19 protein-coding genes are annotated in these 20,489 nt (G+C 70.2%); 15 read left to right on the forward strand and 4 right to left on the reverse strand.

The window, feature by feature from the left end; translation table 11 throughout:
* Positions 1 to 2: 2 nt before the first annotated feature.
* Both flgG and flgF read right to left on the reverse strand, forming a co-directional pair.
* On the reverse strand, positions 3 to 794 hold the full coding sequence (gene flgG, locus ASF25_RS10865) for a flagellar basal-body rod protein FlgG (protein WP_056169314.1): 792 nt from the start codon (positions 792 to 794) through the stop codon (positions 3 to 5).
* A 12-nt stretch (positions 795 to 806) separates the two neighbouring features.
* The gene (gene flgF / locus ASF25_RS10870) at positions 807 to 1,547 is read right to left on the reverse strand and encodes a flagellar basal-body rod protein FlgF (RefSeq protein WP_056169315.1); all 741 of its coding nucleotides are present in this window, start codon (positions 1,545 to 1,547) and stop codon (positions 807 to 809) included.
* A 273-nt stretch (positions 1,548 to 1,820) separates the two neighbouring features.
* Between flgF and fliL the strand changes: the two genes are divergently transcribed.
* From fliL to ASF25_RS10905, 7 genes are all read left to right on the forward strand, one after another.
* Positions 1,821 to 2,315, forward strand: a complete 495-nt coding sequence (gene fliL / locus ASF25_RS10875; RefSeq protein WP_056169319.1) for a flagellar basal body-associated protein FliL — start codon at positions 1,821 to 1,823, stop codon at positions 2,313 to 2,315.
* A 36-nt stretch (positions 2,316 to 2,351) separates the two neighbouring features.
* Positions 2,352 to 3,557 (forward strand): flagellar motor switch protein FliM, encoded by a 1,206-nt coding sequence (fliM, locus tag ASF25_RS10880; RefSeq protein WP_056169321.1) that lies wholly within the window; start codon positions 2,352 to 2,354, stop codon positions 3,555 to 3,557.
* A 7-nt stretch (positions 3,558 to 3,564) separates the two neighbouring features.
* Entirely contained in the window at positions 3,565 to 4,113 is a 549-nt protein-coding gene (locus ASF25_RS10885; protein WP_056169323.1) for a DUF6468 domain-containing protein, read from the forward strand.
* Positions 4,110 to 4,997, forward strand: a complete 888-nt coding sequence (locus ASF25_RS10890) for a hypothetical protein (RefSeq protein WP_244472989.1) — start codon at positions 4,110 to 4,112, stop codon at positions 4,995 to 4,997. The genes ASF25_RS10885 and ASF25_RS10890 overlap by 4 nt, the downstream gene beginning before the upstream one ends.
* A 161-nt stretch (positions 4,998 to 5,158) precedes the next feature.
* Positions 5,159 to 5,857, forward strand: coding sequence for an invasion associated locus B family protein (locus ASF25_RS10895; protein ID WP_244472990.1), 699 nt, complete (start codon positions 5,159 to 5,161; stop codon positions 5,855 to 5,857).
* A gap of 122 nt (positions 5,858 to 5,979) precedes the next feature.
* Positions 5,980 to 6,390 (forward strand): hypothetical protein, encoded by a 411-nt coding sequence (locus ASF25_RS10900; protein WP_056169326.1) that lies wholly within the window; start codon positions 5,980 to 5,982, stop codon positions 6,388 to 6,390.
* A 121-nt stretch (positions 6,391 to 6,511) separates the two neighbouring features.
* Positions 6,512 to 9,871 (forward strand): hypothetical protein, encoded by a 3,360-nt coding sequence (locus ASF25_RS10905; RefSeq protein WP_056304619.1) that lies wholly within the window; start codon positions 6,512 to 6,514, stop codon positions 9,869 to 9,871.
* A 62-nt stretch (positions 9,872 to 9,933) separates the two neighbouring features.
* On the opposite strand, the gene fliP is transcribed toward ASF25_RS10905, so the two are convergent.
* Both fliP and ASF25_RS10915 read right to left on the reverse strand, forming a co-directional pair.
* The gene (fliP, locus tag ASF25_RS10910) at positions 9,934 to 10,677 is read right to left on the reverse strand and encodes a flagellar type III secretion system pore protein FliP (protein ID WP_056304620.1); all 744 of its coding nucleotides are present in this window, start codon (positions 10,675 to 10,677) and stop codon (positions 9,934 to 9,936) included.
* Between the two features lie 121 nt (positions 10,678 to 10,798).
* Complete coding sequence (locus ASF25_RS10915; RefSeq protein ID WP_056304621.1) at positions 10,799 to 12,235, reverse strand: hypothetical protein; 1,437 nt, start codon at positions 12,233 to 12,235, stop codon at positions 10,799 to 10,801.
* 233 nt (positions 12,236 to 12,468) lie between these two features.
* Between ASF25_RS10915 and flgB the strand changes: the two genes are divergently transcribed.
* From flgB to recA, 8 genes are all read left to right on the forward strand, one after another.
* The gene (gene flgB, locus ASF25_RS10920; RefSeq protein WP_056263887.1) at positions 12,469 to 12,900 is read left to right on the forward strand and encodes a flagellar basal body rod protein FlgB; all 432 of its coding nucleotides are present in this window, start codon (positions 12,469 to 12,471) and stop codon (positions 12,898 to 12,900) included.
* Positions 12,901 to 12,953: 53 nt separating this feature from the next.
* Positions 12,954 to 13,364 carry a flagellar basal body rod protein FlgC gene (flgC, locus tag ASF25_RS10925; RefSeq protein WP_056169338.1) on the forward strand — a complete coding sequence of 137 codons (411 nt, stop codon included), beginning with the start codon at positions 12,954 to 12,956 and terminating at the stop codon, positions 13,362 to 13,364.
* 29 nt (positions 13,365 to 13,393) lie between these two features.
* Positions 13,394 to 13,711: a flagellar hook-basal body complex protein FliE gene (gene fliE / locus ASF25_RS10930; protein ID WP_056169341.1), complete on the forward strand. Its 318-nt coding sequence runs from the start codon at positions 13,394 to 13,396 to the stop codon at positions 13,709 to 13,711.
* Positions 13,712 to 13,988: 277 nt separating this feature from the next.
* Positions 13,989 to 14,255, forward strand: coding sequence for a flagellar biosynthesis protein FliQ (gene fliQ, locus ASF25_RS10935; protein ID WP_056169344.1), 267 nt, complete (start codon positions 13,989 to 13,991; stop codon positions 14,253 to 14,255).
* Positions 14,256 to 14,294: 39 nt separating this feature from the next.
* Positions 14,295 to 15,059 (forward strand): flagellar biosynthetic protein FliR, encoded by a 765-nt coding sequence (gene fliR / locus ASF25_RS10940; protein WP_056304622.1) that lies wholly within the window; start codon positions 14,295 to 14,297, stop codon positions 15,057 to 15,059.
* Positions 15,060 to 15,091: 32 nt separating this feature from the next.
* Positions 15,092 to 16,159 (forward strand): flagellar biosynthesis protein FlhB, encoded by a 1,068-nt coding sequence (flhB, locus tag ASF25_RS10945; protein ID WP_056263861.1) that lies wholly within the window; start codon positions 15,092 to 15,094, stop codon positions 16,157 to 16,159.
* Between the two features lie 148 nt (positions 16,160 to 16,307).
* Positions 16,308 to 19,016, forward strand: a complete 2,709-nt coding sequence (locus ASF25_RS10950) for an ATP-binding protein (RefSeq protein WP_056304623.1) — start codon at positions 16,308 to 16,310, stop codon at positions 19,014 to 19,016.
* 372 nt (positions 19,017 to 19,388) lie between these two features.
* The gene (recA, locus tag ASF25_RS10955) at positions 19,389 to 20,480 is read left to right on the forward strand and encodes a recombinase RecA (RefSeq protein ID WP_056169360.1); all 1,092 of its coding nucleotides are present in this window, start codon (positions 19,389 to 19,391) and stop codon (positions 20,478 to 20,480) included.
* Positions 20,481 to 20,489: the final 9 nt, after the last annotated feature.

The following is a 20,489-nucleotide window of genomic DNA, read 5'->3' on the forward strand; positions in this document are numbered from 1 at the left end:
GATCAGCCGCGGAACATCTGCGAGGTGGTGGACATCATCTGGTCGGCGGCGGTCACGACCTTGGAGTTCATCTCGTAGGCCCGCTGCGCCGCGATCAGGGACGAGATCTCCGTCACCGCGTTGACGTTGGCTTCCTCGAGGTAGCTCTGCTGGAGATTGCCGAAGCCTTCCGCGCCCGGCGCAGCCGCGATGGCCGGGCCCGACGCCGCGGTCTCGATGAACAGGTTGTCGCCGATGGATTCGAGGCCGACCTTGTTGACGAACCGCGCCAGCTGAAACTGCCCGAGCGCCTGCGGCGCCGTCTGGCCCGGCACCGTCGCCTGCACCGCCCCCTGGGCGCTGATGGTCACGGAGGTGGCGTTGTTCGGCACCGTGATGCCGGGATCGACGAGATAGCCGTCGCGGGTGACGAGCTGGCCCTGCGCCGAGAGGTCGAACGAGCCGTCGCGGGTGTAGGCGGTGCGCCCGTCCGGCATGGTGACGCGGAACATGCCCTCGCCCCGGATGGCGACGTCGTAGTCCTTCTGCGTCGAGGTCAAGGTGCCCTGCGACATCACCCGGGCCGTCGAGGTGGTCTTCACGCCCGAGCCGATGGCGAGGCCCGCCGGCAGTTGGGTGTTCTGGTCCGACGTCGAGGAACCGGCCCGGCGCAGGTTCTGGTACAGCAGATCCTGGAAATGCGGCTGCTGACGCTTGTAGCCGGTGGTCCGAAGGTTGGCGATGTTGTTGGAGATGACCTGGACGTTGAGTTCCTGGGCCGCCATGCCGGTGGCGGCAGCGTAGAGCGCGCGCATGTGTGCTGATCCTCAGGCGACTTCGGCGAGGCGGCGGATCGCCGTGCCGCGCAGTTCATCGAGGCGCGAGATCACGCCCGACACCATGGAGTAGGTCCGGTTGACGTCCATCAGCCGCGTCATCTCGATGACCGGCTTGACGTTGGAGCGCTCCAGCGCCCCCGACTCGACGCGGCCGGCGAGCCCTGCGGCCGTCGGCGCGGCCGTGGAGGCGTAGAGGTTCGCGCCTTCGTTGGTCAGCGCCTGCGGGTTCGCGAACGTCACGAGGCGCACCCGCCCGCGGATGCCGAGGTTGGTCGAGACCGTTCCGTCGGGGCCGATGGCGAGGCCGGTTTCCTGGGGGCCGATCTGGATCGGCCCGCCATCGCCCTGCACGGGATAGCCGTCGCTGGTCACGAGGTTGCCCTGGGGGTCGGTCTCGAAGGCGCCGTTGCGGGTGAAGCGGTCGCCGGCCGGCGTCCGCACGACGAGGAAGGCTTCGCCCCGGACGGCGACGTGGAGGGGGTTTCCGGTCTGCTCGATGGGGCCCTGACCGAGATCGAGGGCCGTGCCCTGGTCGATGACGTAGGACACGCGCCGATCCGGCTTCGGGAACGAGTCCGCGCTCGCCACCGGCATCAGGTATTCCTGGAACCGCGAGTTGCGGGCCTTGAAGCCGTTGGTCGAGACGTTGGCCATGTTGTTGGCGATCACCTCCAGCTCGCGCTGAAGCGCGACCTGGCTCGAGACCCCCACGAACATTGCGTTCTGCATGACACGATCCAACTGCGACGAGCGGTATTGATCGAACCAGTCCGCACGCGGCGTGCCAGCCGGCGCGACCATTTTTTGCCGAACGAAAACAAAGAGTTGTCCGATATGCCCGACCGGGCCGGTCGAGCCGTCCCCCGTCTTCGCGGCAAGTCCGACCCGGCAGCTTTTGCCGCCTTAACGACCCGTTAACCCTGCGGGCCGATATCTCGACACCAGGAGTTTCACGTTGACGCGGGACTCGAGGACGGCGGCGTTCCAGTCAGGGCAGGATCGATGGCGAAGAAGCCGACAAAGGCCGCCGTGGACGGTGAGGAGGGCGCGCCTCCGGCCGGTTCGAAGAAGAAGCTCATCATCATCGGCGCGGTGGCGCTGCTCGCCCTCGGCGGCGGCGGCGTCTTCGTCATGAAGAAGAAGGCCGGCGACGCGCACGCGGCGACCGCGGTAGAGGTCAAGGCCCCGATCGTCTTCCTCGACGTGCGGGAGATGATGGTCAACCTGTCGAGCGAGGCCGGTCAGGACAAGGCGCGCTTTGCCAAGATCAAGATCTCCATCGAGCTCAAGGACGCCAAGGTCGAGCAGGAAGTGAAGCCGCTGATGCCGCGCATCGAGGACGCCTTCCAGGTCTACATGCGCGAGTTGCGCGCGAGCGACCTCGCCGGTTCGGCCGGCCTGTACCGCCTGCGCGAGGAATTGCTGCGGCGGGTCAACGTGGCGATCCATCCGGCACGGGCCGAGGCGGTGCTCTTCAAGGACGTGATCGTCCAGTAGTTTCGGCCTCCTTCCACCACCGCATTCGGGACTCCCATGGCCGACGCCGACGAGGACGACTGGGCCGCAGCCCTCATTGCCCAAAACGAGGCCGGGGGCGATACGTCCCTGGCCGACGAGTGGGGCGCGGCGCTGGCCGAGCAGGGCACCACGACGCATGCGAGCGACGTCGCCGCCGAATGGGCGACGATGATCGAGGACGGGGAGACCGACAATCTTCCCGAACTCGCCGGCAACGACCGCATCCTGAACCAGGATGAGATCGACGGCGTCCTAGGGTTCTCCCTGCGCGAGCTGTCGGCCTCGGGCGCCGGCGGCGTGCGCGCCATCGTGGATTCGGGCGTCGTCCAGTACGAACGCCTGCCGATGCTGGAGATCGTCTTCGACCGGATGATCCGGTTGCTGTCGACGAGCCTGCGCAATTTCTTCCAGGACAACGTCGAGGTGACCCTCGACAACATCACCTCGGTGCGCTTCGGCGATTACCTCAACGCCATCCCCCTCCCGACGCTTCTGGGCGTGTTCCGGGCCGACGCGTGGGAGAATTCCGGCCTCGTCACCGTCGAATCGAACCTCGCCTACTCGACGATGGACCTGCTGCTGGGCGGCAAGCGCGGCGGTACCTCGACGCGCCTCGACGGCAGGCCCTTCACCACCATCGAGATGCAGCTCGTCCGCCGCCTCGTGGAGATCATCCTCAGCGACCTCGAACTCTCGTTCCAGCCGCTTTCCCCCGTGCGCTTCGCCATCGACCGGATCGAGACCAACCCACGCTTCGCCACCATCACCCGCCCGGCCAACGCCGCGATCCTGATCAGCCTCAAGCTCGACATGGACGGGCGCGGCGGCCTGCTTCAGATCCTGTTCCCCTACGCCACCATCGAGCCGATCCGTGAACTGCTCATGCAGAGCTTCATGGGCGAGAAGCTCGGCCGCGACCACGTCTGGGAAAGCCATCTCGCCACGGAGATCTGGCAGGCGGACGCGACCATGGAGGCGGTGCTGCACGAAACGATGCTGCCCCTGAAGAAGGTGCTGTCCCTCAAGGTCGGCGACACCCTGATGTTCGACACCAAGCCCTCCGACCTCATCTCCGTGCGCTGCGGGGACTGGGCCCTGACGCAGGGCCGCATCGGCAGGGTCGACGACAGTATCGCCGTGCAGTTGACCCGGCCGCTGCGCCGGTCACGCACCACGTTCCAGGCCTTCGAAGCCTCCATGAACAACCGCAACGACGGGTGAGCCCACCATGAGTCTCCTCGTCACCCTGACGGCCGACGTTCTCGTGGCCATCCTGCTCGTCGCGACCATCGTGTCCTGTATCCGCCTCAGCCGACGCATCGCGCGCATGAAGGCCGACGAGGCCGGCATGCGGCAGACCATAGGCGAACTGATGGTCGCCAGCACCACCGCCGAGCGTGCCGTCGCGGGCTTGCGGGCGACCCTCGACGAATGCGATCGGACCCTGGCCGACCGCCTCGCCACCGCCGAGCGTTACGCCGCCGACCTGTCGACCCACGTCGCGGCCGGCGAAGCGGTCATCGGCCGGATCTCGGCCATCGTCGCCCAAGCCGGGGGAGGGCAAACCGGCGCGGGTCGAACCCAGGCGAGCACCCTCAGGGCACCGCCCATGGCCGACACGGCCGTCCGGCCCCATCCGCAGATCGTCCCGCCGCAGACCCGTACGCCCGCGGAAGTTCCGGCGAGCCCCAACGGTGAACGCCTCGGCGCCGCCGCCGCCGCCGCCCTCGCCATGTCGGAGCGGGCCCTCGGCCGCCTGCGGAGCAAGGCCGCATGACGACGCCGGTGCCGACCCGGATTCCAAGCCAAGCCAAGCAGCCCGGATCGGCCAAACAGCCCGGATCGGCCAAGAAGCCCGGTTCGGCGGGGAAGCCGAGCCTGCGGCTTCGCTTTCCGCAGCCGCGCCCGATCAAGCTTCGGCTCGTCGATGCCGTCACCCTCGCGGCCGTCGGCCTTCTGGTGCTGAAGCTCGCCGCGCTGACGGTCGAGGATGCGAAGCCGGTGCCGGGTGCGCCCCTGCCGGACTTCGCCCGTGTTCTCTCCAAGGCACGCACGGGGTACGAGCCGTCGGATCCGGCCACCACCGGCTCCGTGACGCCCAAGGAACCGGAGAAGCCGGCCGCCGAGCCCACGAAGGCACCGACCCGGCCCCCACCGCCTCCGGAAGCGATGCCGGAATCCGAGCGCGCGATCCTCGAACGCCTGTCGACGCGCCGCGAGACGCTCAAGCAGCGCAGCGATGCTCTCGATCTGCGCGAGCAGCTGATCGGTACGGCCGAGCGTAAGCTCGAAACCGGCATCGATGCCCTGAAACAGGGTGAAGGCAGCGCGGAGGGCGGCGCGACCCAGCGGGCGGAGGCGGAGAAGGCGGCGCTGAAGAACATCGTCACCATGTACGAGACGATGAAGCCCAAGGACGCCGCCCGGGTGTTCGACCGTCTCACCCTGGAGGTGCTGGTCCCCATCGTGCTGGCGATGAACCCGCGCAAGATGGCGGAGGTTCTCGCCCTGATGCAGTCGGAGCCGGCGGAGAAACTCACCGTCGCCCTCGCCAACCGCGCCCGCGGCATGGCGCCGGCACAGGCCCCGGTGGTCGCCGGCCTCGGCCCCAACGAGCTGCAGGCCATCGAGCCTTCCGGCCGGGTGGAACCGAAGCGCTGACGCTTGGGTCTCAGACCATCCTTATGGTTGCGCGCGCCGGGCGTCGGGGTTAGGCGGCAGGCTCGGATGCCACCATACGGCACCGCCCGCCGTCGATCGGAGGGCGGGCTTTCGCGGGAGTGGCGTCGCACACGCTCGAGACGCATCCCTGGAGGCCCAGCTTGTCGCCGCTCTATCCGTTCCGCCCGCAGACCGCCGCGCTGTTCGGCCTGTCCCTGTCGCTCGCACTCCTGCCGTTCCTGACCACGCAGACCTTCGCCCAGGACGAGGGCGAGCCGGAGGCGCCCGCCGTGACGGCGCCGAAAGCCAAGCCGAAACCGAAGCCCGCCCCGGCGGCCAAGCCCGCGCCTGCGGCCAAACCGGCTCCCGCCACGACGGCGCCCGCCACGACGGCGTCCACGGCCGTCTGGCCGGCCGGCGCGAGTTCGGTCAGCGAGGTCTACGGCGACTGGACCGTCGTCTGCGCCCGGGAAGGCACCGGGCCGTCGACCTGCACGCTGATGCAGGCCCAAGGGTCGAAGACGGATGGACGCCGCTCCTTCGCCATCGAACTGCGCTCGCCAGCCGAGGGCCGTGCCGCCGGACTGATTCTGATGCCGCTCGGGGTCAACATCGAGGGCGGCGTCCAGTTCAAGCTCGACGAGGCGGTTCTCGGACAGGGTGCGCCCTATCTGAGCTGCAGTCAGGAAGGCTGCATCGTCCCCGTCAGCTTCCCGACCCTCGCGACGGACACGATGAAAACGGCCAAGGCCCTGACGGTCACGGCCACGCGGCCGGACGCCAAGGAACCGGTGGTCATCACCGTGCCCCTCGGGGGCTTCGGTCCCGCCCTGGCCCGCGCCGCCGCGTTGGCGGGCTGACACCGATGCCGTGGTGATCCGGCGCGCGCCGGCACCGCCGACGAACCGACCGAGAGCCAAGCGCAACAAAAATCCGCGCCCGACGAGACCATCGGCTCGGTCACACTCACGAGGAAACGCCCATGAAGTCCGTTCTGACCGCCTGCGTGTTCGCCGCCCTGGCGACCGCGCCCGCCCTCGCCCAGACGACACCGGACGCCCCGCCACCCGATGCCGCCGCACCGGAGAACAGGCCTCCGGAAACGAAGGCCGAACGCCAGCGCAACAGCGCCGCCAAACTCTCCGGGCTCCTGTACTTCGTGCAGAATGCGTGTCCGGACCTGCAGCCCGACTACGCCCGCTTCAAGACCGTGGTCTCTAGCCTCGGGGTGACCCTGGAAGACCTCTCGGCCGGCGACCTCCTGTTGCGGTCGCGCACCTACACCGAGGTCTACACCAAGGACACGCCCGCGAACTGCACCCGGGCCGAGGCCAATTTCGGTCCGGCCGGGACGACGATCCCCGGGCTCGTCGTCAAGCGGGCGGCACAGTAGCGCCGCGCCCGGCTTTTAAGCCCACGTTAGCCCTGGCCTGAGAGAGTACCAGGACGGTGTGGCGTATGGCGCCCGTCTCGCGGTGCGAGTCGGGTGCCCCTCGGGTTTGGCGAATTCTGCGATGGGTCTGGGTGCCGGTATCGCGACTCGACGGCCTCGGCCCCTGGCCGGCCTCGCCGCGGCGTCGATCCTCGCCGGTCTGGTCCTGTGCGGACCCGCCGATGCAGGGCGCCTGACATCGGCTGCCGGCACGCAGGCCGAGCGCTACGGCCGTATCGCCCTGAGCTTCGACACCGCCGTCACGGTCAAGGCTCGGATTTCGGGGGCGGTTCTCGTCATCACCTTCTCGGAGCGCAGTCCCGCCTTCGCGGAACGCCTCGCCGCGCAGATGCCGGACTACGTGTCCGTGGTCCGGCGGGATCCCGACGGGGCCGGCCTGCGGCTCGCCCTGCAACGGCCCTATCGCGTCAACGTGCAGAGCGCGGGCGAGACGACGTTCATCGATCTCCTGCCCCTCGACTGGGCCGGTCTGCCGCCCCCCCTGCCGCCCGAGATCGTGGCCGAGCTGTTCGCCCGGACCCAGGCCGCCGAGGCCGCCCTGCGCGCTGCCCGTCCGAAGCCGCCCGAGCCCGTCCGGCTGCCCCTGGAACTGGCCCTTCGCCCCAACCTCATGCGCCTCAGCCTGCGTCTGCCCGAATCCGCGACGGCGCGGTTCGAGCGCGACGGCGCGGCCACGCGCCTCGACCTGCCCGGCGCATGGCGGATCGACGACACCGCGACGCGCGGACGTCTGAAGCCCGTGGTGGCGGCCCTGTCCGTGGAGGGGGATGCGGCGGGCGCCCGTCTGCTGGTGACCCCCGCGGACGGGTACGAGGTCACCCATACGCGCGACGCCGACGGCGTCACCCTCGATCTGATCCCCAAGGCCCGGGAGACGAAGCCGTCCGAGGCCCGCGCGGCGGACCCCACGGCCGACGTCAAGCCCGCGGCGGTTGAGCCCAACCCGTCCTCCGGCGCGCCCGCGACCGCTCCGGTGCAGCCGGTCGCAGGCGCGCCGGCAAAGCCGCCGGCCGTCGTTGCGCGAGCGGCCGTGATCCGTCCCGCCGGCCCCGGGTTGGTGTTTCCCTTCGAGCGGATGCCGGCCGCGGCCCTGTTCGAGCGGGCGGGCATCGCCACCCTCGTGTTCGAGACGCCGGGCCCCGTGAGCGTTCCATCGGGCGATCCGATCCTGACGCCCCTGGGGCCGCCCGTGCGAACGGGTGGTTTCGTCACTCTGCGGTTCCCCGTCCCGCGCGAGCGGCTGCTCGACCTCGTTCCGGTCGGCCCCACCGAGGCTCCGACGGGCTGGGAGCTCGTGGCGGGCACGGATCTCGCGGCGAGCGAATCCCTATCGGTGGTTCGGAATGCGGGGGCGAACGGGCGCCTCGGCGTCGGGGTGAAGCTGCCCAGCCCCGGCGGCGCGACCTGGCTCGACCTCGACGGAGAGCGCATCGGCGTCGTCACCGGTCACGGTCCGAAGCCCGCCGGCATCGCGAAGCGTCAGGCCTTCGTCGATTTCGAGTTGCTGCCGAGCCGGCAGGGCATCGCCGTCCTGGCGCAGGCGGACGATCTGCTGGTCCGGCCGGACCTCGACGGTGTCTCCATCGGCCGGGATTCCGGCCTGGCCGTGTCGGGCGTCGCGCGGGCGACCGATGCACCGCTGGCGGCCGTCGCCGATCTCGCCGTCGATCGCGGCCCCTGGGAGGCCTCGCGCCGGGGTGACGTTCGGGAGCTCCTGCGCCACCAGCTCGAAGCGGTGACGGAGGCGTCCCGCGTCGCCCGCGGCCCCCTGCGCCTGACCCTGGCCAGGAGTTTCCTCGCGAACGGCCTCTCGATCGAGGCTTACGGCGTCCTCAAGGTCGCGGTGGCGGAGGATCCGGTGCTGGCCGGCCAGCGCGATGTCTCCCTTCTCATCGCCATCGCGGCCGCCCGCATGGGCCACACGGGCGAGGCACGGCGCATTCTGGAGAGCGACGGCCTGAAATCCGATCCGGAAGTGCGCCTGTGGCAGGGCTACCTCGACGCCCTCGCGGGCCAGTGGGCCAAGGCCGACGGGGCGTTCCGGGAGACCGCCGGCATCCTCGAACGGTACCCCGACGATCTGCAGATCCTCCTGCGCAGCGCGGCCGCCGAAGCGGCCATCGAGGCGGGCGACTGGGACTCGGCGAGCCGCCACATCACCCTGGCGGGGGCGCGCTTTCCGGAGCGGCCGCTGCGCGATCGGCTCGCACTCCTGCGCGCCCGCATCGACGAGGTCACGGGCCGCACCACCGTCGCCCTGGAGAGCTACCGCCGCCTCGCGGAAGCGGGGGACGGCCCCGTCGCGGCGGATGCCGCGTTGCGCGCCGCCATCCTGGGCCATGCCTCGGCCAAGCTGCCGCTCACCGACGCCATCGACCGGATCGAGACCCTGTCGCTCACGTGGCACGGCGACGAGATCGAGACCCGGGCGATCGCGGCCCTCGCCAATCTCTACAAGGAGGCCGGGCGCTGGCGTCAGGCCTTCACGGCCGCGCGACGGGCCGACGCCCTGCGCGGCCAGTCGCCCATCGCCCGCACCCTGCACGATTCGGCCCTGGCCCTCTTCGACGAGCTCTATCTGGGCGAGCGCGGCGCGAACCTGTCCGGCGTCGAGGCCCTGGCGCTGTACTTCGACTTCAAGGACTACGCCCCGATCGGTCGGCGGGGCGACGAGATCGTGCGCCGCCTCTCGGATCGCCTGGTGGAGCTCGATCTCCTCGATTCCGCCGGGGACCTGCTGCAGCATCAGGTGGACCACCGCCTCGCCGGGCCGGCCCGTGCCGAGGTGGCCGCGCGGCTCGCCACCATCCGGCTCATGGACGAGAAGCCGCTGGCCGCGCTCCAGGTCCTCGACGCGACCTATCTGCCCGAACTGCCGGAGGATCTGCGCCGGGCCCGCGCGCTCCTCCGGGCACGCGCCCTGTCCGACCTTTCGCGGACGGACCTCGCCCTGGAGACCATCGAGGGCGAGCCGGGGGCCGATGCGGCGCGCCTGCGGGCCGACATCCTGTGGACCGGACGGCGCTGGCGCGAGGCCGGCGAGGCGCACGAGACCCTGGTGAGCGAGGCCTGGCGCCAACGGGCCCCCCTGGACGACAAGGAGCGGACCGACGTCCTACGCGCCGCCATCGCGTACGGGCTGGCCGGCGAAACCCTGAGCCTGGAACGCCTGCGGGCGAAGTTCGCCGACCCGATGGCGGACAGCATCGACGCGCGCACCTTCGCCCTGCTGACCCAGCCCAATGCCGTGCGCACGGCGGGCTTCCGCGAGATCGCCCAGAAGGCCACGAGTGCCGAGACCCTGCGATCCTTCCTCACGGAATACCGCAAGCGCTATCCCGACGCCGCTGTGCCCGAGCGGGGCAAGCGCGAGGGCGAGGCCCGCGCCGATGCGCAGGGACCGGCAACCCCGCCCGGCTGATCGGGACCGCCGGGCTGACCGGCGCCGAGCCGCGGGGCGAGGCTTCTCCGTCGCGCGGCTTTTCAGGTGCCGTAGCTCTGCACCAGGGACCCGGCCACCAGGGTCCAGCCGTCGACGAGGACGAAGAAGATCAGCTTGAACGGCAGGGCCACCGTGGCGGGCGGCACCATCATCATGCCCACCGCCATGAGGATCGACGCCACCACGAGATCGATGATCAGGAACGGGATGAACAGGAGGAAGCCGATCTCGAAGGCCCGCCGGAGCTCCGAGATCATGAAGGCCGGGGTGACGATCTCGAGGCCGATGGCCTCCGGGCCGGACGGGACCGGCACCTTCGCCATGTCGAGGAACAGCTTGAGATCCTTCTCCCGGACGTTCTTCAGCATGAACGCCTTGAACGGCGCCGAGGCGCGCTCGAACGCGACGCTCTGGGTGATCTGACCGGCGATGAGGGGCTCGATCCCGGTGCGGTAGGCTTCCCGCCCGACGGGGGCCATGACGAAGGCCGTGAGGAAGAGCGCGAGGCTCGTGACCACGGCGTTGGGCGGCGCGCTCTGGGTGCCCAGCGCCGAGCGCAGGATCGAGAACACCACCACGATCCGGGTGAACGAGGTCGCCATCACGAGGACCGAGGGCGCAAGCGCCAGGACCGTGATGAGGGCGACGAGCTGCAGCGCGCGCTCGGTGACGCCGCCGGCGCCGAGATCGACGGATAGGCTCTGTGCCGTGGCCGCGCCCGCCGCCAGGGTCAGGCCGAGCGCCGTCGCGGCGAGCGCGACGGCGCAGCGTTTGGATCGGATCATCGTGGTTCCGCAGGGATCTGGCGGGGCGTCGCGCGATGCGATTCCCCGGAACGTCGCGTCCTCCACCGCAAACCTGTCGGTGTCATGACCGAAGCGGGGCCAGCCGAAGCGGGCCCGGCGGTCAGCTCTTCTTGTCGAGGGGACGGCCGAGCAGCCGGGCGAATTCGGCCTCGATCTCCTCGACGGAGAACGGGTTCGGTGCCGGAGCGGCCTTCGTCGGCGCGGGCTTGACCGGATCGGGCTTGACCGGCTCGGGCGTCGGCGGCGGGGCCTCCGGCGCGAGGGGTGGCGCCACCGGTCCGTCGGGGGGCAGCGCGGAAGGGTCCAAGTCGAGTCCAGAACGGTCGAGTCCGGACCGGTCCGGCTCGGTCACGGGAGCGGCGGGTTGGGGAGCTTCGAACAGGTCGTCGGCCTGCCCCGCATCGGGCTCGGGCGCCTCGGCGGTCGCGGCCATGGCGGCGGCGATCGGGTCGACGGCGTCGGGCTCGGCCGGCCGGGGCTCCGCGAAGGTGGGGGCGGCGGCCGGTTCGGCGACGGCGGCGACGGGGGTGAACACCGCCTCGGGTTGCGCCCGAGGCTCCGCCATCATCACGGGCGCGGGCACGGGGATCGGAGCCGGCTCCGGGGCGACCACGAAGGTCGGCGCGGGCGGCGCCGGCACGGGTTCGCGGTTCGGCTCGGGCAGGCGCGGGGGCGCCGCGGCGGGAGACGGGCGGCGCACGGCCTGTTCGAGCTGGCGGGCCATGTCGGAGAGGATGGCCGCGTCGAAGCTGCGCTGCGGCACCGGCGCCTCGGGGCGAACTTCAGGAATCGGCTCGGGATCGGGGCGGGACGCCTCCTCGGCGGCCTGGGCACGCTTGGCCGCGCCGGGTACGAGGTTGGCGAGGGAGGGCGGCAGGCGACGGGCCGGGCGCGACGCGGGGGGGTCGGTGCGGGGCGCCGGCTCGGTGGCCGGTTCGCGGATGCGAGCCGTCTCGGCGGCAAAACTCGGTTCTGGGGAACGGGTCGGCTCGGGCGCGCGCGGCGGCTCCGGCACGAAGATGTCCGCCGTGTCGGGTGCGGAGAGGTCGAGGGGGCGGCCGACGCTCGCCGGGCGGGTGGTCGAGCCGGGCAGGGGCGGGGCCACCACCACCGGCATCTCGAACGCCGGTTCGAAGGCCGGCTGGAACCGGGGCGGCTCGAGGGAGGCGGCGGGCTCCGCCTCGGATTCCAGCTCGGGCTCCCGGCGGGCCGCCTCGTCGGTGCCGAGCCGCGCGCCGACGCCGCGCGAGATGTTGCGCTCGATCACCACGTCGTTGGGGCCGCCCACGAGGAGCAGGTGCTCGACGTTGTCCCGCCGCAGCAGGATGAGCTGACGCTGCCGGTCGAGTTCGTAGATGTCGACGATGCCGAGGCGCGGCTGGCGTCCCCGCGCACCGAGTTTCGTCGAGAGGGCGTGGCCCCGGCCGGTCAGGCGGCGAAAGGCGAACACCACGGCGGCCAGCACCGCGAAGATCACGATGAAGATGATCGCGAACTGGATCGTCGAGGAGCCGTCTGAACTGAAGAACGAAGACAAGACCGGGGTCTCTCGCTTTTTAGGGGCCACCGGCCCGACGCAACGCTGGTGGAAGCACTATCACGCCCGCGCCGAGCCGGGGCAACAACGTTAAGACTTCGTTAACAGGCTGTTGATGCGGCGGCCGACTGTTCCGCCGGCGCAGGATGTTAACGCGGCGTTAACCATGGGCACGGCAGATTTTGCCCATCGCCCGGCAATTCCAACCGGGCGCGGTCGCTGGAGATCGCACCGTGTCCGTCACCGACCTGCCCACCCTCGGCATGCTGCGCACACGGATGCAGTGGCACCAGACCCGCCAGAAGATCCTGGCCGAGAACGTCGCCAACGCCGACATGCCGGGGTTCAAGCCGCGCGACCTGGCGAACCCCGATCTCGGTCGCGGCGGCGGCGGCGGTACCCTGGCGATGACCCAGCCCGTGGGCGCGTCGGGGGGCAGCCTCGCGGTGACGAGCCCGGCGCATATCGCCCTCGCCGGGATGGGGGAGGGGCCGGGCGCCGATCCGCGCCGGGTCCGGGGCTTCGAGATCAGGCCGAGCGGAAACGGTGTGAATCTCGAGGAGGAGATGATCAAGGCCGCCGACAACCAAGGCAGCTACGGCCTGGCCTCGTCCATGTACCAGAAGAGCCTTGAGACCCTGAAGATCGCCATCGGCAAGCGCTAACCGACCCGCCGATCCTCCGCCCGCTGAACGCCCCTCGACGACGGTAGAGCGCCATGGACTTCCTCAAATCCCTCACCACCTCGGCCTCCGGCCTCAAGGCCCAGTCGAGCCGCATGCGGGTCATCGCCGAGAACATCGCCAACGCCGAATCGGCCCCCACCACGCCCGGCGGCGAGCCCTATCGGCGCAAGATCCCGACCTTCACCCAGCAGGTCGACCGCGAGACCGGGGCGAGCCTCGTCGAGACCGGGCGCGTGCGCCGCGACTCAGCCCCGTTCCGGGTCAAGCACGATCCGGGCAATCCGGCCGCCAACGCGAAGGGCGACGTGAGCCTGCCCAACGTCAACGGGCTCATCGAGAACATGGACATGCGCGAGGCCCAGCGCTCGTACGAGGCCAACCTCAACATGGTCACCGCCACCCGTCGGATGATGGCCAAGACCCTCGAGATCCTCAAAGCCTGATCCGCACTCCCTTGCGCGAAAGACACCCCATGGCCACCAACGCCTTCGCCGCCGGAGCCTACGCCGCGGTCCAGAACATCGGCGCCAAGGGCGCGATGGCCAAGGCCGCGCCGGTCGCCAGCCCGCAGGGCATGAACTTCGGCGCGATGCTGTCCTCGACCCTGGATTCCGTGGGCGAGGCCGGCCGCCGGGCCGACACCCAGGCCCTGGCGGTGGCCGGCGGCAAGGCCAACGTCGTCGACGTGGTCACGGCGGTGGCCGAGAGCGAGACCGCCCTCCAGACCATGGTCGCCGTGCGCGACCGCATGATCTCGGCCTACGAAGAGATCATGCGGATGCAGATCTAGGGGTAAGACCCGCGTCCGCTCCTCCCTGCGCGCGGGCGGGACGATCTGAGGTGAACCGCACCGTCATTCCGGGGCGCCGGAGGCGAACCCGGAACCCAGAGCCGCCGACAGCGGAAGACCTTGCGAAACGTGAGTTTCTGGATCCCGGGTTCCGCTGCGCGGCCCCGGGATGCCACGGCCCCGGGATGACACGGGGCCGGAGATTTCCGAAGGCCCAAGCCGTCGAACGCGATCAACTTTTCCACCTGCTCCTCAGAATTCGAAACGAAGCACCCCCATGACCGGCCTCGCCATCATCGACGTCGCGCGCGACGGCATCTTCGTCTTCCTGAAGGTCGCGGGGCCGACCATGCTGGTCGCCCTCGTGGTCGGCCTCGTGATCTCCCTGCTGCAGGCCCTGACCCAGATCCAGGAACAGACCCTGATCTACGTGCCCAAGATCGTCGCCGTGTTCGCCACTCTGCTGTTCATGCTGCCCTTCATGGGCGACGCCATGGGCGGCTACATGACCCGCATCGCCGCCCGCATCGTCTCCGGGGGGTGACGCCTGCCATGACGGGCCGCGAACCTGCTATGACGGGCCATGAACCTGCTTCTGCCCAGCATCGCGGCGGCCTTCCTCCTCACCTTCGCGCGGGTCGGCACCCTGGTGATGCTGCTGCCGGGGGTCGGCGAGCAGCTCGTGTCGCCGCGCCTCCGCCTGGCCTTCGCGCTGCTGCTCACCCTCGTGCTGTTCCCGACCGTGCGGCCGCTCCTGCCGATGCAGGGCGAGGCCATCGCCGGGCCGGGGCTCATCGCCCTGCTGTTCGGCGAGGTGCTGGTCGGGCTGGTGCTCGGCCTCAGCGTGCGGATGGTGCTCGCCGCCCTGCAGGTCGCCGGCGTGGTGATGTCGCAGCAGCTCGGCCTGTCCTACGCCATGACCGTCGATCCGACGCAGGGCGGCCAGCAGACGGCGCTGGGCAATTTCCTGGCGCTCCTCGGCGTCACCCTCATCGTGGCCACCGACCTGCATCACATCGCCCTCGCGGCCATCGGCCGGAGCTACGTGCTGCTGCCGCCGGACGGCGTACCGGGGTTCGGCGAGGCGGCGGCCCTGGCCCTGAAGGCCATCGCGCGGGGCTTTGCGCTGGGCGTGCAGATTTCGGCGCCGTTCATCGCCTTCGGCATCCTGTTCAACGTCGGGCTCGGCGTGCTCGCCCGGCTGATGCCGCAGATGCAGGTGTTCTTCGTGGCCGTGCCGGCCTCGGTGCTCATCGGCATGCTGGTGCTGCTCGGGAGTCTGGGCGTGATGATGGGGGTGTTCCTGGACGATATCGGGCGTTACCTCGCGGACCTCGCCGGGCGATGAGCCGCGCTTCCGGCAGCACGGGGGCCTGACCCATGTCCGACGATGCGGATCCGGAAGACAAGACCGAAGACCCGACTCCGCGGCGCATCGAGAAGGCCATCGAGCAGGGCAACGTCCCCAACTCCGTCGAGATCAACACGCTCTTCATCCTGGCGGCCTTCACCCTGGCCCTGGTGATGGCGTCGGGCTCCATCGCGCGCGAACTCGTGGCCGGCATGCGCGGCTTCCTCATGAACGCCCACGCGGTGCCCTCCGACCCGCACGTCTACGCCGCCATGGGCCTGCGCACGATGCTGCTGTACGCCCAGGCGCTCGCCATCCCGGTGGGGCTGGTGGTGGTGGCGGGGCTGGCCGCGGGCCTGCTCCAGCACCCCCTGGTGTTCTCCGTCGAAGCCATCGGGCTGAAATGGGAGCGGCTCTCGCCCATGGCCGGCGTCAAGCGCATCTTCGGCAAGGAGGCGATGTTCCAGTTCGTGAAGGGGCTGGCCAAGCTCGCCATGGTGGGCATCGTCGGCGGCACCATCCTGTGGGGCGAGCGCGACCGCCTCGACGCGTTCGTGCGCCTCGACCTCACCGCCACCCTGGCGGCGATCCTGGCCATCTGCCTCAAGCTCATGGGCGGCATGCTAGCGGTGTTCGTCGTCATCGCCATGGGCGACGCCCTGTACCAGCGCTTCCAGTGGCGGCAGAAGCTGCGCATGTCCAAGGAGGAGATGAAGCAGGAGCACAAGGAGAGCGACGGCAACCCCGAGGTGAAGGGCCGGATGAAGCAGATCCGCGCCCAGCGGGTGAAGAAGCGCATGATGGCGGCCGTGCCCACCGCCACCGTCATCGTCACCAACCCGACCCACTACGCCGTGGCCCTGCGCTACGAGGCCGGCATGCAGGCGCCGATCTGCGTCGCCAAGGGCGTCGACAGCCTGGCGCTCCGCATCCGGGCGCTCGCCAAGGAACACGGCGTGCCGGTGCTGGAGAACCCGCCGCTGGCCCGCGCGCTGCACGCCACCGTGGACATCGACGAGGAGATCCCGGCCGAGCATTACCGGGCCGTCGCCGAGGTCATCGGCTTCGTCATGCGCCTGCGGCGCCGGGCGGCGTGAGCCTTTCGGCGCGTGCGAGATCGGCCAAGCACCACGGTTTGTGCACCTTTTTCCCCGCAATTTAACGGAAGCCGTGGCGGGATGACCCTTGCCGCGCGTGCGGACCGGGCGCTAACCGGTAGGCGCAAGAAAGGTGGATCGACCCGGGATGGCTGAGTTCAGCGGACCAACCAAGGCCGCGTCGAACGCGATCGACCGGTCCGAGCGGCCGGGCCGCGTCGGATTGCTCCTGGTCCTGGCGGGGCTGCTGGTGGGGGCGGCCGTCGGCCTGTCCTTCGTCGCCAACGAGCAGGCCCAGCCGCTCATCCTCGGCCTCCTGGCGCTGCTCGCCATGGCGGGCGTGTTCTGCCTGTTCGCGCTCGCCATCGGCGCGCTCCAGCTCGCCGGGCAGACGGGGCGGGACGACATCACCAAGGCCATCGTCGACGCCTCGCCCGAGGGCACCATCGTGGTGGAGGAGGGCGGTCGGCTCATCTACGCCAACGAGGCCTACCTCACCATCGCGGGCGGTGAGAGCTTCGCCAACCTGCGGGCCGTGGAACGGGTCTTCGTCGGCTCGCCCGAGGTGTCGGAGGCGGTCTACCGCCTGGCCCAGGCCGCCCGCGAGGGCCTCGGCCACGGCGAGGAGATCCGCATGGCGCCGCCGCCCGACGGGGCCGGCGACCGCGCCTTCGCGTGGTACCGCATCGCCGTGCGGCCCATCGACCGACCGCGCCGGCCCGCCGCCCTGTGGACCGTGAGCGACATCACCCACGAGCGCGAGCGCCAGGAGAACGTCTTCCAGGAGCTCCAGCACGCCATCGACTACCTCGACCACGCCCCCGCCGGTTTCCTCTCCATCGATCCGGCCGGATCCGTCGTCTACATGAACGCCACCCTGGCGACCTGGCTCGGCTACGACCTGGCGACCGTGGGCTCGGGCGGCCTGCGCCTGCCCGAGATCGCGCCGGGCGCCGACGTGCTCACTGCCACGGGGGGACAGCCCGGCGAGGTCAGGACCGACCGGTTCGACCTCGATCTGCGCCGCCGCAACGGCCACCCTCTGCCGGCCCGGCTCTACCACCGCGTCGCCTTCGGGCAGGACGGCAAGCCCGGGTCCTCGCGCACCATCGTGCTCAACCGCTCCGCCGGCGCCGAGACCGACGAGCCCCAGCGCGCGGCGGAAGTGCGCCTCGCGCGCTTCCTCAACAACAGCCCCATCGCCATCGCGACGGTCGACCACGCCGGCCACATCGCCCGCGCCAACGCCTCGTTCGCGCGCCTGTTCGGCGGCACCCCGCGCCAGGCGATGCCGGACGGGCACGGCAGCCTCAACGCCGAGCCGACCATCTGGGACGCCCTGGTGGAGCGCGACCGCGTCGCCCTGGAGACGGCCCTCACCAAGGCCTCCGGCGGGCTCGCCGCCATCGAGCCCATCGAGGTGATGCTGACGGGCGCCGGCAACCGCTCGGCCCGGGTCTGGCTCAGCCCCGCCGGCGTCGAGGGCGCCGCGGAAGGGGCTCCGGCCCCAGGTACGCCCGCTCAAGGCACGCCCGCTCAAGGTACTTCCGGTCAAGGCACCAAGGCCGACGAATCCGGCGACCGCGAACGGGTGATCCTCTACGCCCTGGACACCACCGCCCAGCGCCAGCTCGAACAGCAGGTCGCCCAGGCCCAGAAGATGGACACCGTAGGCCAGCTCGCCGGCGGCATCGCGCACGATTTCAACAACGTCCTGCAGGCGATCATCGGCTACTCGGACCTGCTGCTCGCGAGCCACCGGCCCACCGACCCGGCGTTCCAGGACATCATGCAGATCAAGCAGAACGCCAACCGGGCCGCCAGCCTGGTGCGTCAGCTGCTGGCCTTCTCCCGCCGCCAGACCCTGCGGCCCGAGGTGATGAGCGTCGGCGAGGCCCTGTCCGACCTCACCCTGCTGCTGAAGCGCCTGCTCGGCGAGCGGGTCGACCTCGACCTCAAGCACGGGCGCGAGATCTGGCCGATCAAGGCCGACGTGAACCAGTTCGAGCAGGTCATCGTCAACCTCGCGGTCAACGCCCGCGACGCCATGCCTGAGGGCGGGCGTCTGCTCATCCGCACCGCCAACGTGGTGCACGATTCGACCCCCGAGGAGGCGCGCCTCGGCATGCCGGCGGGCGACCACGTCCTCATCGAGGTCATCGACACCGGCCAGGGCATCCCGCCCGACGTCATGGAGAAGATCTTCGAGCCGTTCTTCACCACCAAGGAGATCGGCAAGGGCACGGGCCTCGGCCTCTCGACGGTGTTCGGCATCGTCAAGCAGAGCGGCGGCACCATCGACGTGCGCTCGACGGTGGGGGAGGGCACCACCTTCCGCATCTACTTCCCCCGCCACGAGCCCGTGGCCGAGCCGGAGCCGGCGCCCCTGCCGGCCACGAGCACCACGGGCGAGATCGCCGCCCACCGCCTCAAGGGCACCCCCGAACTCGCCGCCCCGTCGCCGCGGAAGCCCGCGCCCGACCATACCGGCCAGGGCGTGATCCTGCTGGTGGAGGACGAAGATCCCGTGCGTGCCGTCAACAGCCGCGCCCTGTCGGCCCGCGGCTACACGGTGCTGGAGGCGGCCTCCGGCCTCGACGCCCTCAAGATCATCGAGGACAAGAGCCAGACCATCGACCTCGTCGTGTCCGACGTGGTGATGCCCGAGATGGACGGCCCGACCCTCCTGCGGGAGCTGCGCAAGCACCACCCGGACCTCAAGGTGATCTTCGTCTCCGGCTACGCCGAGGACGCGTTCCGCAAGAACCTGCCCGAGGGCGAGGACTTCAACTTCCTGCCCAAGCCCTTCAGCCTGAAGCAGCTCGTGGAGACCGTGAAGGAGACCATCGCGCGCTGATTTTTGCGGGGGCAACGAACCGTGCGACTCGGGGCTTCGAACCTGACGTCAGATAAGTTGGCTGGAGGCCGATGACCTCCACGCCGTCATTCCGGGGCCGCGGAGCGGAACCCGGAATCCAGAGCCGCGACGCGCGTTCGACATGGCCCTTCCTGTGTTTCTGGATTCCGGGTTCGCCTGCGGCGATCCGGAATGACTGCGCGGGTGTCGTGACCGACCACGCAATCCGGCGAGCGGTCCGCCATCGTTTTGAAGCCGTCGCTCCGAAACCACGTCTGCCAGCCTTGCGGAATGAGAACAAAACGAGTACATCAATCGTCATCCGAGGCGCATTGAGCCTTGCTCCCACCCCATGCATAAGGATGCCGACGAATGGCCCAGCCAGCGCTGAAAGTTGTGGACGCTCCCATGGTGGACAAGGACAAGGCGAAGGCGATCGACGCCGCGCTGTCGCAGATCGAGCGCGCCTTCGGGAAGGGCTCGATCATGCGCCTGGGCAAGAACGCCCAGGTGGCCGAGGTGGAGGTGGTTTCCACCGGCTCCCTTGGGCTCGACATCGCGCTCGGCGTCGGCGGTCTGCCGCGCGGGCGCGTCATCGAGATCTACGGCCCGGAATCCTCGGGTAAGACCACGCTGGCGCTTCACACCATCGCCGAGGCCCAGAAGAAGGGCGGCGTCTGCGCCTTCGTCGACGCCGAGCACGCCCTGGACCCGATCTACGCCCGCAAGCTCGGCGTGCAGCTCGACGACCTGCTGATCTCGCAGCCCGACACCGGCGAGCAGGCCCTCGAGATCACCGATACCCTGGTGCGCTCGGGCGCCATCGACGTCCTCGTGGTCGATTCCGTGGCGGCGCTGACGCCCCGCGCCGAGATCGAGGGCGAGATGGGCGACAGCCAGCCCGGCCTCCAGGCCCGGCTCATGAGCCAGGCCCTGCGCAAGCTCACGGGCTCGATCTCGCGCTCGAAGTGCATGGTGATCTTCATCAACCAGATCCGCATGAAGATCGGCGTGATGTACGGTAGCCCCGAGACCACCACGGGCGGCAACGCCCTGAAGTTCTACGCCTCGGTCCGCCTCGACATCCGCCGCGTCTCGACCCTGAAGGATCGCGACGAGGCCATCGGCAACCAGGTCCGCGTGAAGGTGGTGAAGAACAAGGTTGCCCCGCCGTTCAAGCAGGTCGAGTTCGACATCATGTTCGGCGAGGGCGTCTCCAAGGTCGGCGAGCTCATCGACCTCGGGGTCAAGGCCGGCATCGTCGAGAAGTCGGGCGCCTGGTTCTCCTACAACAGCCAGCGCCTCGGCCAGGGCCGGGAGAACTCGAAGGGTTTCCTGCGGGACAACCCCGACATCGCCGCGAAGATCGAGGCGGCGATCCGCCAGAATTCCGGCATCCTCGCCGACAAGATCCTGGATACGGCCAAACCCACCGAAGAGGATCTGGACGAAGGCGAAGCCTGAGTTCCGGAC

This window comes from Methylobacterium sp. Leaf100, from assembly GCF_001422845.1.
Lineage (GTDB): Bacteria > Pseudomonadota > Alphaproteobacteria > Rhizobiales > Beijerinckiaceae > Methylobacterium.